Origin of the sequence: Yersinia proxima, assembly GCF_902170785.1 — a bacterium.
GTDB lineage: Bacteria > Pseudomonadota > Gammaproteobacteria > Enterobacterales > Enterobacteriaceae > Yersinia > Yersinia proxima.
On sequence record NZ_CABHYG010000017.1, the window covers coordinates 221,141 to 236,682 of the forward strand.

A 15,542-nucleotide genomic window follows, 5' to 3' on the forward strand; every position below is an offset into this window, starting at 1 on the left:
GCAGTTTCACATCAGTTTGATTCAGCCGCCGCCCGCAGTTGCTTAAGAACATCCGGGGTCTGTAAACCAAACCCCAGCAAGGCAATGTCATCAATCACTAGCAACCGTTTTTGTTTCCCCGCTGGTGTGAGATCCAGCCCCGGCAACCGCCAGACATTCTCTACCCCTTTGAGTGATGCTACGCCATGGGTAGTCACGATGAGTAAATCAGGGGCGCTGTCGATAATCCCTTCTTGTGACAGTGGGCGATATCCACTGAACTCCTCAATCGCATTATTAAGTCCCGCCGCCTTGAACATGCTATCAGCAGCGGTATCTAACCCCGCCGCCAACGGGGGGAACCCGGCATGAATCATGACAAACAATGCTTTCACCGGTAACGGGCTTGATACCACAGTGGCCAACTGTTGTTGATAATGTTGTATCAACTGCTGGCCTTTTTCTTCCTGACCGACGGTGGCGGCAATCAACCGTATCTTATCGATTACGCCTTGCGGCGATTTATCGGCGGGAACATAGATAAGTTTGACGCCATATTCCATCACTTGTCTCAGCACTCTTGATGGCTCGGCGCGCTGACTGCTCAAAATCAAGGTAGGTTTTAAAGCAAGGATACCTTCAGCATTGAGCAGGCGTATGTAGCCTACATCAGGTAGCGCTTTCAATGCTTTAGGATTCAGGCTGGTGCTGTCCCGGCCCACGATAAGGTCACCGACACCGAGTGCATAGGTGATTTCAGAGACATCGCCGCCAATGGTCACAATGCGTTGCGTGGCAATACCATTCATTGAAATAACAAATACAAATGAAATGATAAATCTCAATGCCGTGCCCCATTTATTCATACAACGCGCTCTATGGGGGGCAACTCAGCCAGTTGCTGATGCCATTGACTTTGCTCCGGTTGGCCTTCGCTGCGCTGACCAAAGATTTGCAAGATATGTTTCCCATGCTCATCGAGCAACTCCAGGCTTGAGACTAAGCCATCTTTGGTCGGCTTACGTGTCACCCAACTTTCTGCGATGGCTTGCTGGTTTAGCTGCAAATTAAATCGAGGGTGACTTACGTTAACCCACTGACTTTCAGCTGGTTGATGATCCGCTGAGGTTGCAAATTGTTCAATAGTACCGGTGAATATCTGCATACAGCCATTGTTGCCGACGAACAGCATAATTTCATTTTGACCCGCCAGTGCTGCGTTGAATATGTGTATTACAGCTTGATTATCGACTTGATACGCCAGGTCATCGCCAACCGCGCGAAAGGCTTGTTGACGGCTAATATTATGGCGTTTCAGTAACATAAAAAATTGATGGATATCATTCATTTTGCGCCATTCGGTATCAATGATGGTGCCGTCGATAGCTGACTCGCTGTTGAGCTGTTCCTCAGCAGGCGTTAATTCCAACGGAGGGTTAGTGGTCATGCGATATTTTGCGACCAATGCTTGCCAGGCAACCTGATTAGTCTCTTTGGTGCAATAGATTTTATGAATGGCATTACCTTGGAAATCAAAACATTGAATGCTGAGTTGTTCACCCTGTGCTGTGGTTTCGCGCAAACTGAAAACAGTACTCCAGTGGCGGAAAAACAGTCTTAAATCCAGTGCGCGCGGGTTAAGGATCAATCCCAGATGACCATGCAGCCGTAAGTTTCGATACTCGCCCATCTGCTGGTGTACTGCATGTGGGTTGGAGGTCACCGAGCTAGTGACGCCAACAGTTTCCAACTCAGTCAGTAATAGGGTGGCACTGATATCCAACCGCTCGGCGTCTTCCCCGACACGGACGTAGGCCAATTCTGCCTCACTGATATTCAGTCTTTGTGCTAAATTCCGCGAGGACAATTCCGGATGAGCTTGCTTTGCGTTGAGGTATTGCTGAGGCAGTGTCATTTCCATTTATTCCTTTATCATGTAGTGCCGCAGCGAACACTGCTGCGGCGACAGGATTCCATTGGATCATTTGGTGATGGTTATTTATCCATCACCACTGGTAGCTGATCAGTAACTTGGCATTACGTCCGTCTTGCGGGATCTCTTGCGGGGAGTAATAGACTTTATTAAAGGCGTTACCCAGTATTGCGGTGGTGGTCATTCCGTTAAAAGTGCCTTGACCGCGGTAGCTCAGGTAGAAGTCATGTACGGCATAACCAGCTTGTGGTTTATTGGGTTGGTTTGATGCATTTTGGGCATCGTTATCTTTCATAAATTTAGTATTTTCTGCCATCGTGACTATCCAGCCAGTACTCAACCCACTGTTAGCAACAGGCACATTCAGCCTGCTGGTGACCGTGTCGGGGTTAATGCTGCTGATAAATTTGCGGGTATCAAGGTTGATGCCACGGGTGCGGTTATAGGCCAGATTCCAGTCGAACCAGTTGTTTTGGTATTCCAGTGAGGCATCCCAGCCCCAACTTTTGCTGCGCGGGATATTGGTATACTTAGATGTCCAGAAATCGACTTCACTGATAATGCGGTCTTTAGCATCAATATGAAAATAGCTGGCTTTCAATTTCATTGAATCGCTGTCTGCCAGCAGGTTATCAAACTGTAAGCCAAAACCCGCCTCGCGGGTGACGTTGCTTTCTGGTTTTAAGTTGGGATTGGGTTTCCAATAGTTGAACATAAAGTGATTTGAATTGTTATAAAGCTCCGCCAGTGTCGGGGAGCGGAATGCCTGGCTGTAGGCACCAAATAACATCAACCAATCAGTGGGATTAACGGTAACCGCGCCATGTGATGACCAATTCTTAGCCTCTCTATCTACAAAACCCTTGCGGCTGTTTTTATAGCGGTCAAAACGTGTGCCGGCCAGCAAGGTCACCGGAAGGTCACGTAAGGTCAGCTCATTTTGCAGCCAACCGGAGGAGAAGCTGATTTCAGCAGGTGGAAAACTGCGGATAACGCCTTTGGGGATTTGCTGCTGCTGGTAACTTTCAACACCGTAAGTTAATAGATGTGTCGCCGGGCTGTGGGTAAACAGTTGGCTACGGTTTTCCAGTTTTATCCCTCGGGTGGCTTGTTTACGGCTGCCATAGCCTTCACTACGCACATCATCGCTGACATTGATTTCAGAGTAGTAAAGTTGGGTGGTAGCATCCAGCCAATCAAGGTGCTGCGGTTGCAGGTGATAGGTCAACTCAGCATCACGTTGAAGGGTGGAACGATTCATCATCGGGTTGATATTCATTGTAGGATTTGGTGCACTTTGATTGGCCATGCGAGGTTCCAGGGCGCGGTTATTGAAATAGCGCAGGGCAGTGGTCAACGATTGGCTGTCAGAAAGGTAGGCGGTGGTCTTAAGCATCAGGTTGTTGATAGCTTCATCGTTAGGCGCTTCAGAACCCTTGCCGTGATAAATATTGCCAACCTTGCGGTTACTGAAAGCAATGATACCGTCAAGGTTTTCAGTGCGGCCAAACACCGACATTTCCGATCCAGTGCTGTGATAACCGGTAGCACCGAAGCCATTGACACGAAATCCGACTTTTTGATCGTTTGCCAGCAAATCAGCAGCATCGACGGTTTGGTAGGCAATAACCCCTCCCAAGGCTTCGCCACTAAATAGTGACGTCGCCGGGCTGCGAATAACACTGACTTTTTTAATCAAAGCAGGATCGAGGAAGGTGCCATTAAAATGTGCCCCTTTGATTCCCTGACGAATACCATCAATGAGTATCAGTACGCCATATTGATCATAACCTCTGATATTGACGTTCTGCCCATTGGTGCGGCCCGATCCGGTAACCGTGACCCCTGGTATGTGTTGTAGCATTTCACCGGCAGTGGTGGCGGTTTGCATTTGTGGCATTGAAGCATCAATAACAGTTGCAACACCGGGGTGTTTGAAACTGTCAGACATTGTAAGAGTGCCTGTCACTTTCAGAGTGTCATGATGTGAAGGGGGGGTGGCGATGGCTAGCGGCGACAGCGCTAAAGTCATAACCAGACTGCATGAAGATAAACGAAAAAAACGAGGCATAAACAGCTCTCCATATATTGTTTCATATAATCAATGGATTGCTGGCTGCCTGAGTATTGAAAGTTAGGTCGCTGGCGTCGGGGCAATGGTATTAAGTCAGGGGGCTGACTCAGATTATTTAGTCAGTATCAGTTTTCCTGCTTTGGTTTGGCGTAAGTAATAAAGCTGGCCTTGGTGATTGATGGCGACAACATCATGTTGCCCAAGCAATTGTTGGCTGTTAATACAGGAAAGTGGCAAAGAGGAAAGTGTCTGGTCGATTGCGTGTTGAGTTCGATCTGTTGCTTTATACATAAGATACTGTCTTTGAGTTGATATTATGATCAAGTTGATAATAATTATCATCCCCATCTGGGTTGGTTTCAACCCACAACTCAATTAGTTGTTATTCCAATGTCTTGTTTTTCATTATTAATTGATATTCTGGATAATTTGGGCAGGAGTATGGTGAGGGCGTGCGAATGGGAGTGGTTTGGTGCATTTAGCTCAGTGATGGAATGGGTCGTTAGCTAAAAGGCATTCCATCACTGATTTTAAATGAAGTTAATACTAGTTAAACCGGCTGCTGACAGCATCTGCCAGTAAACTGAGCAACTGTTCAGTATCCGCCCAGTTCAGGCAAGGATCGGTAATGGACTGCCCGTAGGTTAGCGGCTGACCCGCAACGATTTTTTGTGTACCTTCAACCAGGAAACTTTCTGCCATCACACCGACGATAGCCGTAGATCCCGCGCGAATTTGCTGTCCGATATCTGCGGCGACCTCTAACTGACGGCGATGCATCTTCTGGCAATTGCCGTGGCTGAAATCCACCACCAGATGTTCGGGTAAATCAAATTCACGCAAGCTATCACAAGCTGCGGCGATGTCAGATGCACCATAATTTGGTGTCTTTCCGCCGCGCATAATGATATGCCCATGTGGATTGCCACTGGTTTGATAAATCGTCATTTGGCCGGTTTTGTCCGGCGATAAAAACATATGGCTGGCTTGTGCCGCACGGATAGCATCAATAGCAATACGGGTGTTACCGTCGGTGCCATTTTTGAAACCAACCGGGCAGGAGAGGGCTGAGGCCATTTCGCGGTGGATCTGGCTTTCTGTCGTCCGCGCCCCAATCGCGCCCCAACTAATCAGGTCGGCAATATATTGGCCGGTCACCATATCGAGGAATTCGGTAGCGGTAGGCAGACCTAACTCATTAACCGCCAATAGCAACCGGCGCGCCATTTCAATTCCCAAATTGACCTGACATGAGCCATCAAGTGCGGGGTCTGAAATCAACCCTTTCCAGCCAACCACAGTACGCGGCTTTTCGAAATAGGTACGCATGACAATTTCAAGACAGTCCTGGTAGCGAATGCGTAATACATTCAGCCGTTTTGCATAATCGATTGCAGCATCCAGGTCGTGAATCGAACAAGGGCCGACAACAACCAACAGGCGGGAGTCTTCACCGGTGAGTATTTTTTCAATTCGTTTACGTGACGCTGTCACGTTATCAGCGACAGCCTCGGAAATCGGTAACTTCTCCGCCAATTGTTGTGGCGTCACTAAGCTATCGATGCGCGCGGTCCGCAGTTCATCAGTTTTGTGCATGAAAATTCTCTAAATCTGTTCTTCTCTGCGGCAGGAATACCGGGAAGTGATGGCGATCACAATAAACCAAAAATAGATGAATTCAACTGCCCGCGTCATGATTCATAGAAATTTTGATGAAATAAGCCTTAATTATCACTCTTGGAAATGTTTATACCCAAGTAATCAGAGTCGCAGGTAGGCAGCAAGCGCACCCCTGCGATTTCAAGGACGAAGGGGATAATCAGAACATCCGCCGACTCATACCTAAAATATCGAGAATCTTGGTCGAGATCTCTTCAACGGAGTAGTTGGTAGAATTCAGATAGCGAATCTGATTCTTACGAAACAGGGCTTCTACTTCGCCGACTTCCATCCGGCATTGGCGCAGCGATGCATAGCGGCTGTTTTCACGGCGTTCTTCTCGAATAGCTGCCAGTCGCTCAGGGTTAATTGTCAGGCCGAATAGCTTATGTTGAAAGGGCTTCAGTGCAGCAGGAAGTTGCAGATTATCCATATCATCGGCGATAAAAGGGTAATTGGCTGCACGAATACCAAATTGCATGGCCAGATAGAGGCTGGTTGGGGTTTTGCCGCAGCGGGAAACGCCCAATAAAATCACCTGAGCCTGGTCGAGGTTACGCAGAGAAATACCGTCATCATGCGCTAATGCATAATCAATGGCGGCGATGCGTGCGTCATATTTACCCAGGTTACTCTCGGTTAAACCGTGGGTGCGATTGAGTACCGGTTGCGGAGATACGCCCAGTTCACCCTGAAGTGGCGCCACCAGCGCTTGCACGATATCCTGACAGAACCCTTCACTATGCTGAATGAGCTCCCGAACTTCAGGGCTGATTATCGAATAGAAAACCAACGGCCTGACACCGGTCTCGCGGTATATTTCATTAATTTTTTCACACACTTCTTGAGCACGCGCCGCACTTTCAACAAACGGCAGCGTGAAAGTCGTCGCTTTAACTGGAAATTGCGATAAAACGGCATGGCCGAGTACTTCGGCAGTGATGGCCGTCCCATCCGAAATATAAAATACACTTCTTTCCACGCAGACTCCTGAGTCATTTTCTGGCCGATTTATGCCACTGATTAACTCCATCAGTGTGCCTTATTCGGCTTATCCGTAAAGGGTTTGCTGTCAGAATAGACTGAAAAACATTTTTCTTGTTGGGTTGATCGATTCACCTGTCTATGGGCTATGGATGATTGTGCTAGTCTGAAATGTACCTTTCGTCATTGACATCGCAGCTAGCTCACCAGCAACGTTGATGACTTTGGCTAGATGTACCCTACTGATCGTCCGTAATTAATGACAATGTAAAAAGGATTGTTTCGATGTCCAACAATGGCCTAAATCTGTGTAATGTGCTTTGGTACAACCAGCTTGGCATGCACGATGTTGAAAGGGTTGGCGGCAAAAATGCCTCCCTGGGTGAAATGATAACCCATCTTTCTGAACTGGGTGTTTCGGTGCCCAATGGTTTTGCCACCACCGCTCAGGCGTTTAACGACTTTCTGGAGCAAAGCGGCGTTAATAACCGCATCTATCAATTGTTGGATCAAACCGATGTTGATGATATTGCGGCGTTAGCTAAAGCCGGCGCGCAGATTCGTCAATGGGTGATTGAAACGCCATTCCATCCTGAGTTCGAACAATCAATTCACGATGCCTATCAGCAGTTAGCGGATGATCCACAAGCGTCATTTGCCGTGCGCTCTTCAGCGACTGCTGAAGATATGCCGGATGCTTCTTTTGCCGGGCAGCAGGAAACCTTCCTCAATGTCCAAGGCATTGATGCGGTGATGATTGCTATCAAGCATGTCTTCGCTTCGCTGTTTAATGACCGGGCCATTTCTTATCGCGTGCATCAGGGATACGACCATCGCGGCGTCGCACTGTCCGCGGGGGTGCAGCGCATGGTGCGCTCAGATCTTGCCTCATCGGGTGTCATGTTTACCATTGATACCGAATCGGGTTTTGATCAAGTGGTCTTTATCACTGCGGCCCATGGTTTGGGTGAAATGGTGGTGCAGGGGGCGGTAAATCCTGACGAATTTTATGTGCATAAGCCCACGTTGCGTAAGGGAAAACCTGCAATAGTGCGCCGTAATATGGGATCGAAAAAAATCCGTATGGTCTATGCCGAAAACCAAGACCACGGTAAACAAGTCCGTATTGAAGATGTGCCAGAGGCGCAACGCAATCGTTTCGCCCTCAGTGATGACGAAGTTGAAGCTCTGGCACATCAGGCTTTATTGATTGAAGTACACTATGGCCGCCCGATGGATATCGAATGGGCAAAAGATGGCCATACCGGTAAGTTGTTTATCGTGCAGGCGCGTCCGGAAACCGTGCGTTCCAACGAGCAGGTTATGGAGCGCTATCAGCTTAATAATCAGAGTAATGTGCTGGTGGAAGGTCGTGCTATCGGGCATCGCATCGGTGCCGGGCCAGTTAAGGTTATTCATGATATCAGCGAGATGGATAGAATTCAGGCTGGTGATGTGCTGGTAACAGACATGACTGATCCTGATTGGGAACCTATCATGAAAAAGGCATCGGCCATCGTCACTAACCGTGGCGGGCGAACCTGTCATGCCGCCATTATTGCGCGAGAGTTAGGTATTCCAGCGGTAGTGGGGTGCGGTAATGCCACTGATATTCTGAAAGAAGGGCAAAATGTGACGGTTTCCTGTGCTGAAGGGGATACCGGCTATGTTTATCATGAGTTGCTCGACTTCTCTATTCAAAGCTCTCAGGTGACAGAATTGCCTGATTTACCTTTGAAAATAATGATGAATGTCGGTAATCCGGATCGGGCTTTTGATTTTGCCCGCTTGCCGAATGAAGGTGTTGGGTTGGCGCGGTTAGAATTTATCATCAACCGGATGATTGGTGTGCATCCTAAAGCACTGCTGGAGTTTGATACTCAACCGCCGGCAATTCAAACCGAGATCAAAGCATTAATGAATGGTTATGACGATCCGGTTGAGTTTTATATCGGCCGTTTAACCGAAGGGATTTCGACTCTCGGCGCGGCATTCTGGCCAAAACGTGTGATCGTGCGCTTGTCAGATTTTAAATCTAATGAGTATGCCAATTTGGTCGGCGGAGAAGCCTATGAACCCCATGAAGAGAACCCGATGTTGGGCTTCCGTGGTGCAGGGCGTTATGTCGCAGATAGCTTCCGTGACTGCTTTGCACTGGAGTGTGAGGCGGTTAAGCGTGTCCGTAATGAGATGGATTTAACTAACGTTGAAGTGATGGTGCCTTTCGTGCGCACTGTCGCTCAGGCTGAGGCTGTGGTCGCTGAACTGGCCCGGCAGGGACTAAAACGTGGCGAAAATGGCCTGAAAATCATTATGATGTGCGAAATCCCATCGAATGCTTTATTAGCCGATCAATTCCTTGAGCATTTCGACGGTTTCTCCATCGGTTCCAATGATATGACCCAATTAACATTAGGGTTGGACAGGGATTCTGGTGTGGTGTCTGAGTTGTTTGATGAGCGTAATGATGCCGTTAAGGCATTGCTATCAATGGCTATTCAGGCCGCTAAACGTCAGGGGAAATATGTCGGGATTTGCGGGCAAGGCCCTTCAGATCACGAAGATTTTGCGTTATGGCTTATGGAACAAGGGATTGACAGTTTGTCTCTTAATCCGGATACCGTGGTGCAAACCTGGTTAAGTCTGGCTGAACATACCAAACACTGATAGATAGTGCTTTGGGGATAGATAGTACTTTGGCGATAGAGAGTACTGCCACCAATATATTTATTATCCGCAGCTTAGGTTGCGGATTTTTTAGTTCTTTCTGTTAGTCATCCCCATCACTCAAGTGATTCAAGTGATTCAAGGGAATGGTCGTGTCGAATACAGACGCTATTCTAATTACACAGAATATAATAAAAAAAAAGCCCATCTTAGGTGATAGGCAAAGACTACACACAGCAATACGTGTATACCCGTCATACTTCAAGCTGCATATGCGTTGGCTGCTTTCGTTCACCCCAGTCACTTACTTGTGTAAGCTCTTGGGAATTCACTCAGTTGCCGCCTTCCTGTAACTCGAATTATTTAGGGTATTCGATTACAGATATTTAAATAAGTCATTATGAGATAATTTATTTAAATATCCTGGGGAAAGCACTACTCGATAATAATAAGTAAATTCCGTGAGTTAGTCATTAAGAATCATCTGAATAAAATTGGTTTAATATATATTTATAATAAAAGTGATTTCACATTGTTATTAATAACGACTTTATTTAATCACTAATACGAACGGTTGTTTCGAATATAATTTTGGATATTAAAAAGTATATTATTTATTTCCAATAGCGGATATTGCTGGATAATAGGGGTTACGCAGCATAACCCCTATTATATTTCAAAGCTCTTCTAAATGTTTGGCGACTTCGGTAATGCTCTCTTCGGGTTCCGGTGCTTCATTGACCCAAGCGGAGGTCAATCGATAGGAGATAGCCAGCACCACTGGGCCGATAAACAAACCAATCATACCGAATGACAGCAAGCCACCAATAACGCCGGACAGAATTAATATCATCGGCATATCCGCTTCCATACGGATCAGGTAAGGCCGCAGCACGTTATCCATTGTCCCGACGATACAACTCCACACCAGCAATATCGTGCCCCAGGTTGAATCCCCCGTCCAGTACAGCCAGATGACCGCGGGTATCAGTATGAGCAACGGCCCGAGTTGCGCGACACAACAAATAAACATTAAGACGGTAAACAATGTCGCGTATTGAATTCCGGCAATAGCGAGGCCAATTCCGCCTAACACAGCTTGCACCAGTGCGGTAACGACTACCCCCAACGCCACTGCTCGAATGGCTTTTGCTGCCAGTACCACCACCGCATCCCCGCGTTTATCGGCAGCACGCACCGCAAAATGGCGAATACCCAAACCCACTTGCTCGCCATGGAAATAGAGCAAAATACTAAACAACACCATTAGCGCCAAATGAATCAAGAAGTAGCCGATATGCGCTGCTTGTGCGACTAACCAGGTAGCAGCGGCACCGACATAGGGCTGAATTTTGGCGATCAGTACATTACCGCCACCGGCAATCAGCGAATGCCAGCCGCTGTAGAGTTTGTTACCCACCATGGGGATTGATTTTAGCCAGGTGACATCCGGCATTTTTAAATTAGATGGGCTGGATGCCCACTGGATAAGCGGGCCGCTATTTTCAACCAGACTACTGACTAACAATGCAATCGGGATAACGAACAGTAAAACCAGCAGGATGGTCATAATAATCGCGGCCAACCAGCGTTTGCCCCAAAGGATATTTTGTAGCCTAATCAGTAACGGCCAGGTAGCAATCACCACCATGCCAGCCCAGGCAAATCCCATGATAAAGGGTTGTACCACCCAAAAACTGGCGACAATCATTATCATAATGAATATCACCCCAAACATCAGTTTGGGTAAATCGAAACGACGTAGCTGCGGGTAATTCATCAGTGGGTTCTCACTTCACAAAGCATGGCAAGGTGGCCATCGCACTGTTTTATTTGTGCTCATTAGATAGTGTACTAATGAGGTATTTACACCAATCTCATTCAGTCTCAGGTGTAATCATGGTGTATTTCAGCGGTTTTTAACAGATAGACTTGAGTTTTACTGCTGCATTTTTGTCAAAAAAGAGTGAGGTACTTGGTTTAATATAATTCTGATTGTAATAAAAGTGATGCAACAGCACTTTTAAATCGTGTTTTGATTGTTATTTGAGCAATATAAAATTTTGATACTTAATAGTTTATTACTGTATTTAACCTTAGTCGCCAGTCATCTCTTTCCCATCGTTCTGAATTGGTATAAATCGTTCGACAAAGGTGATTGGTAACGGATAGTCTTTCAGTGGAATAGTCCTTAAAACAAACCCACATATAGATAGGGTCACACTAATGATCCCACAGATTTCTCAAGCGCCAGGTGTTATTCAGTTGGTGCTGGATTTTTTGGATGCTTTGAAGCAAAACGGATTCACCGGCGATACCGCCACCAATTATGCTGATCGCCTGACCATGGCGACGGACAACAGTATTTATCAACTGCTGCCTGATGCGGTTATCTTTCCGCGCTCGACGGCGGATGTCGCACTGATTGGTCGTCTGGCCGGGCAGGAAAATTTTAAATCGTTGGTCTTCACGCCACGTGGTGGCGGAACCGGAACCAATGGTCAGGCATTGAATACCGGTATTGTGGTGGATATGTCGCGCCATATGAACCGCATTCTGGATATCAATGTAGAGCAAGGCTGGGTGCGGGTTGAAGCGGGAGTGATTAAAGATCAACTTAATCAATATCTGCGTCCATTTGGCTATTTCTTCTCGCCGGAATTATCCACCAGTAATCGCGCCACATTGGGCGGTATGATTAATACTGATGCCTCCGGTCAGGGCTCATTGGTTTATGGCAAGACCTCTGACCATGTTCTGGGGTTGCGCGCTATTTTGCTGGGTGGCGAGATGCTGGATACTCGCGCTATGCCGACGTCACTGGCGGAAACGATTGCGCAGGAAGATTCCGTCACCGGGCGTATTTACCATACCGTGCTTAACCGCTGTCGGGATCAACGGGCGCTGATTCTGGAAAAATTCCCTAAATTAAACCGCTTCCTGACTGGCTATGATTTGCGCCATGTGTTCAGTGACGACCTACAAACTTTTGATCTGACACGTATTTTAACCGGTGCAGAAGGGACGTTGGCCTTTATTACCGAAGCCACACTGGACATTACGCCACTGCCAAAAGTTCGCCGTTTGGTGAATGTGAAGTATGACTCTTTCGATTCGGCACTGCGCAACGCGCCTTTTATGGTGGAAGCCAAAGCGCTGTCAGTGGAAACTGTGGACTCAAAAGTCCTCAATCTGGCGAAAGAGGATATTGTCTGGCACTCGGTCAAAGAACTCATTACTGATGTTCCGGATAAAGAGATGCTGGGGCTGAATATTGTCGAGTTCGCCGGTGATGATAAAGCGCTGATTGACAGCCAAATGGAATCACTTTGCCAACGTTTGGATGATTTGATGGCGGCCCACGAAGGCGGGGTGATTGGTTATCAGATTTGCAGTGATTTAGCCGGAATTGAGCGTATCTATGGTATGCGCAAAAAAGCGGTTGGTTTGCTGGGTAACAGTAAAGGGCAGGCCAAACCTATCCCCTTTGCGGAAGATACTTGTGTGCCGCCGCACCATTTAGCTGATTATATTGTGGAATTCCGCCAGTTGCTGGATAGCCATAATCTGACCTATGGCATGTTTGGCCATGTGGATGCGGGTGTATTGCATGTTCGTCCGGCACTGGATATGTGCGATCCGCAACAAGAAATGCTGATGAAGCAGATCTCCGATCAAGTGGTTCAACTGACGGCGCGCTATGGCGGCTTATTGTGGGGGGAGCACGGTAAAGGCTTTCGCGCGGAATATAGCCCCGAGTTCTTCGGTGAGGTGCTTTATCATGAGTTACGCCAGATAAAATCCGCATTTGACCCCGATAATCGACTGAATCCCGGTAAAATTTGCTCCCCATTGGGGAGCGATGCCCCGATGATGAAAGTTGATACATCTGACAAACGCGGTACCTTGGACAGACGCATTCCGCTCTCCGTCAGGACATCATTCCGTGGCGCGATGGAGTGCAATGGCAACGGATTATGTTTTAACTTTGATGCTCGCAGCCCCATGTGCCCGTCGATGAAAATAACCGGTGACCGAATCCATTCGCCAAAAGGGCGGGCCACCTTGGTGCGGGAATGGCTACGGCTGTTATCCGAACAAGGCGTTGACCCCGTATCACTGGAAAAGGGGCTGGCAACCCGGCGATCCAGCTTGCGTGGGCTGATTGAAAAGACGCGCAACACCTGGCATGCCAGTCAGGGAGATTATGATTTCTCGCATGAAGTAAAAGAAGCGATGTCGGGTTGTCTGGCGTGTAAAGCCTGCTCGACACAATGCCCGATAAAGATTGATGTGCCGGGTTTCCGCTCACGTTTCCTGCAGTTGTATCACACCCGCTATCATCGGCCACTGCGTGATTATGTGGTCGCTGGTGTAGAAGACTATGCACCGCTGATGGCGAAAGCGCCTAAAGTGTTTAACTTCTTCCTCAAGCAACCTTGGGTTGGTGCGTTAAGCCGCAAAAGCATCGGTATGGTGGATTTACCACAGCTTTCCAGCCCAACCTTGAAGCAGTCATTGTCCGGTCACTATGCCAGCACCATGACACTGGAACAGTTGGAGAAGTTGCCGGCCGCAGAGCGCTGTCAGCATGTTTTGATAGTGCAAGACCCTTTCACCAGTTACTACGATGCACAGGTTGTCGCCGATTTTGTCCGGCTGGTGGAGAAGCTCGGTTTCAATCCGGTGTTGCTGCCATTCTCGCCGAATGGTAAAGCACAGCATATCAAAGGGTTCCTGCAACGTTTTGCTAAAACGGCAAGGAAAACCGCTGATTTTCTTAATCGCATTGCCTTATTGGGGATGCCAATGGTCGGGGTTGATCCGGCTCTGGTGCTCTGTTATCGCGATGAATATAAAGAAATTTTGGGTGATTCTCGTGGTGACTTCAATGTACAACTGGTACATGAGTGGTTGCACGAGGCTTTGGCTGAACAACAAGAGCAACAAATGACCGGTGAATCCTGGTATCTGTTTGGCCATTGCACTGAAACCACCGCACTGCCCGCCAGTAGTCAGCATTGGGCTGCGATATTCTCCCGTTATGGAGCCAGGCTGGAAAACGTCAGTGTCGGGTGTTGTGGCATGGCTGGAACTTACGGTCATGAAGCGAAAAACCTCGATAACTCGTTAGGTATTTATGCATTATCCTGGCAACAGGCATTGCAAAAACTACCTGCTAAACGTTGTTTAGCGACCGGCTATTCTTGCCGCAGTCAGGTTAAGCGTATTGAAGGCAACGGCATACGACATCCATTGCAAGCGCTACTTGAATTGGTTTAAGATTTGCCAGCTATTAACATTTCTGCAACCTGGAGTGGGAAGGGACCCCAATCTACTTGAGGTTGCAGGTAGGCAGCAAAAGAGCTAATCCCGATGAGCTGACACCAGTCAGTGATTCGGGTTAGTGAGAGCAGCTAACACTGCTGCAACCTCAAGTAGGAAGGGGAAAAAAGGATGCTTTGGAAACGCACGGCAACACTGGAACAGCTAAACAAACAGAGCCAGGACTGCATGGTCGGGCATCTGGGCATTGAATTTACTCGCCTGGACGATGACGAGCTGGAAGCTACGATGCCGGTAGACCACCGGACAACTCAACCCTTTGGTCTGCTACATGGCGGGGCGTCAGTGGTGTTGGCGGAGTCACTGGGCTCAATGGCTGGCTATTTATGTACCATTGAGGGGCAGAATATCGTGGGGTTGGAAATCAATGCCAACCATCTAAAAGCGGTAAAGTCCGGCAAAGTACGCGGCTGTTGTCGTGCTATTCATGTTGGTCGCAGCCATCAGGTTTGGCAAATTGAGATTTTTGATGAACAAAACCGTCTGTGCTGCACCTCTCGTTTGACCACTGCGGTATTATCCCCAGCAAAATAACCAACCTAAATATAAGTATATCTATTGCTCAGGGCCAATTGTCGGCCTTGAGCAATATCATTTATTACCGCATCTTCCTTGTACCGATCTCCTGACAACTTTGTTTATCCGATAAATGCGGCGAATCTCTCTGATAGGTTCCCCCTAAGGGGGTTTTCAGCTAAAGTTAATAGAGAAATAGGTATTTTTTATGAATGTTTAAAAATACCGAGGTTAACCGCAATTAGCCTCTGATATAGCAAGGGATTCGAGCATCGCTGTCGTAATTATTGTTTTATTTCATGGCGATAAAAGTGTGTTTGTTTACCCAGACTTCTCCGGCCATCGCAGCATGCTTCTTTCGTTGCCGCCTCATTTGAGGTCTAA

At 47.6% G+C, this 15,542-nt stretch carries 10 protein-coding genes and 1 other RNA gene; 3 read left to right on the forward strand and 8 right to left on the reverse strand.

The window, feature by feature from the left end:
* Positions 1 to 11 precede the first annotated feature (11 nt).
* The 6 genes from FTB31_RS17270 to ppsR all read right to left on the reverse strand — a co-directional run bounded on the left by FTB31_RS17270 (position 12) and on the right by ppsR (position 6,627).
* Positions 12 to 845, reverse strand: coding sequence for a heme/hemin ABC transporter substrate-binding protein (locus FTB31_RS17270; protein WP_227731647.1), 834 nt, complete (start codon positions 843 to 845; stop codon positions 12 to 14).
* Positions 842 to 1,900 (reverse strand): hemin-degrading factor, encoded by a 1,059-nt coding sequence (locus FTB31_RS17275; protein WP_077294059.1) that lies wholly within the window; start codon positions 1,898 to 1,900, stop codon positions 842 to 844. The genes FTB31_RS17270 and FTB31_RS17275 overlap by 4 nt, the downstream gene beginning before the upstream one ends.
* 85 nt (positions 1,901 to 1,985) lie before the next feature.
* Positions 1,986 to 3,983, reverse strand: a complete 1,998-nt coding sequence (locus tag FTB31_RS17280) for a TonB-dependent hemoglobin/transferrin/lactoferrin family receptor (protein WP_227731648.1) — start codon at positions 3,981 to 3,983, stop codon at positions 1,986 to 1,988.
* Between the two features lie 114 nt (positions 3,984 to 4,097).
* On the reverse strand, positions 4,098 to 4,277 hold the full coding sequence (gene hemP / locus FTB31_RS17285) for a hemin uptake protein HemP (protein ID WP_050077604.1): 180 nt from the start codon (positions 4,275 to 4,277) through the stop codon (positions 4,098 to 4,100).
* Between the two features lie 255 nt (positions 4,278 to 4,532).
* On the reverse strand, positions 4,533 to 5,582 hold the full coding sequence (locus tag FTB31_RS17290) for a 3-deoxy-7-phosphoheptulonate synthase (RefSeq protein WP_227731649.1): 1,050 nt from the start codon (positions 5,580 to 5,582) through the stop codon (positions 4,533 to 4,535).
* Positions 5,583 to 5,805: 223 nt separating this feature from the next.
* The gene (gene ppsR / locus FTB31_RS17295; RefSeq protein ID WP_005161512.1) at positions 5,806 to 6,627 is read right to left on the reverse strand and encodes a posphoenolpyruvate synthetase regulatory kinase/phosphorylase PpsR; all 822 of its coding nucleotides are present in this window, start codon (positions 6,625 to 6,627) and stop codon (positions 5,806 to 5,808) included.
* Between the two features lie 287 nt (positions 6,628 to 6,914).
* Here ppsR and ppsA point away from each other — a divergent pair, with 287 nt between their 5' ends.
* Positions 6,915 to 9,296: a phosphoenolpyruvate synthase gene (gene ppsA, locus FTB31_RS17300; protein WP_227731650.1), complete on the forward strand. Its 2,382-nt coding sequence runs from the start codon at positions 6,915 to 6,917 to the stop codon at positions 9,294 to 9,296.
* A gap of 192 nt (positions 9,297 to 9,488) precedes the next feature.
* Here ppsA and rprA read toward each other — a convergent pair.
* Together rprA and ydiK are read right to left on the reverse strand one after the other, a co-directional pair.
* An RNA gene (gene rprA, locus FTB31_RS17305) (antisense sRNA RprA) lies at positions 9,489 to 9,592 on the reverse strand.
* 380 nt (positions 9,593 to 9,972) lie between these two features.
* On the reverse strand, positions 9,973 to 11,076 hold the full coding sequence (gene ydiK / locus FTB31_RS17310) for an AI-2E family transporter YdiK (protein ID WP_050077606.1): 1,104 nt from the start codon (positions 11,074 to 11,076) through the stop codon (positions 9,973 to 9,975).
* 446 nt (positions 11,077 to 11,522) lie between these two features.
* Between ydiK and ydiJ the strand changes: the two genes are divergently transcribed.
* A complete protein-coding gene (gene ydiJ, locus FTB31_RS17315; RefSeq protein WP_227731651.1) occupies positions 11,523 to 14,579 on the forward strand; it encodes a D-2-hydroxyglutarate dehydrogenase YdiJ in 3,057 nt (1,018 codons plus the stop codon).
* A 174-nt stretch (positions 14,580 to 14,753) separates the two neighbouring features.
* A complete protein-coding gene (locus tag FTB31_RS17320; RefSeq protein WP_077174656.1) occupies positions 14,754 to 15,176 on the forward strand; it encodes a hotdog fold thioesterase in 423 nt (140 codons plus the stop codon).
* The last annotated feature ends 366 nt before the right edge of the window (positions 15,177 to 15,542 follow it).

What these genes read in the sequence shown, in the direction of transcription:
- FTB31_RS17275 (WP_077294059.1), bottom strand. Translation starts at nt 1,900, where the DNA reads ATGGAAATGACACTGCCTCAGCAATACCTCAACGCAAAGCAAGCTCAT.
- FTB31_RS17280 (WP_227731648.1), bottom strand. Translation starts at nt 3,983, where the DNA reads ATGCCTCGTTTTTTTCGTTTATCTTCATGCAGTCTGGTTATGACTTTA.
- FTB31_RS17290 (WP_227731649.1), bottom strand. Translation starts at nt 5,582, where the DNA reads ATGCACAAAACTGATGAACTGCGGACCGCGCGCATCGATAGCTTAGTG.
- ydiK (WP_050077606.1), bottom strand. Translation starts at nt 11,076, where the DNA reads ATGAATTACCCGCAGCTACGTCGTTTCGATTTACCCAAACTGATGTTT.
- ppsA (WP_227731650.1), top strand. Translation starts at nt 6,915, where the DNA reads ATGTCCAACAATGGCCTAAATCTGTGTAATGTGCTTTGGTACAACCAG.
- ydiJ (WP_227731651.1), top strand. Translation starts at nt 11,523, where the DNA reads ATGATCCCACAGATTTCTCAAGCGCCAGGTGTTATTCAGTTGGTGCTG.
- FTB31_RS17270 (WP_227731647.1), bottom strand. Translation starts at nt 845, where the DNA reads ATGAATAAATGGGGCACGGCATTGAGATTTATCATTTCATTTGTATTT.
- FTB31_RS17320 (WP_077174656.1), top strand. Translation starts at nt 14,754, where the DNA reads ATGCTTTGGAAACGCACGGCAACACTGGAACAGCTAAACAAACAGAGC.
- hemP (WP_050077604.1), bottom strand. Translation starts at nt 4,277, where the DNA reads ATGTATAAAGCAACAGATCGAACTCAACACGCAATCGACCAGACACTT.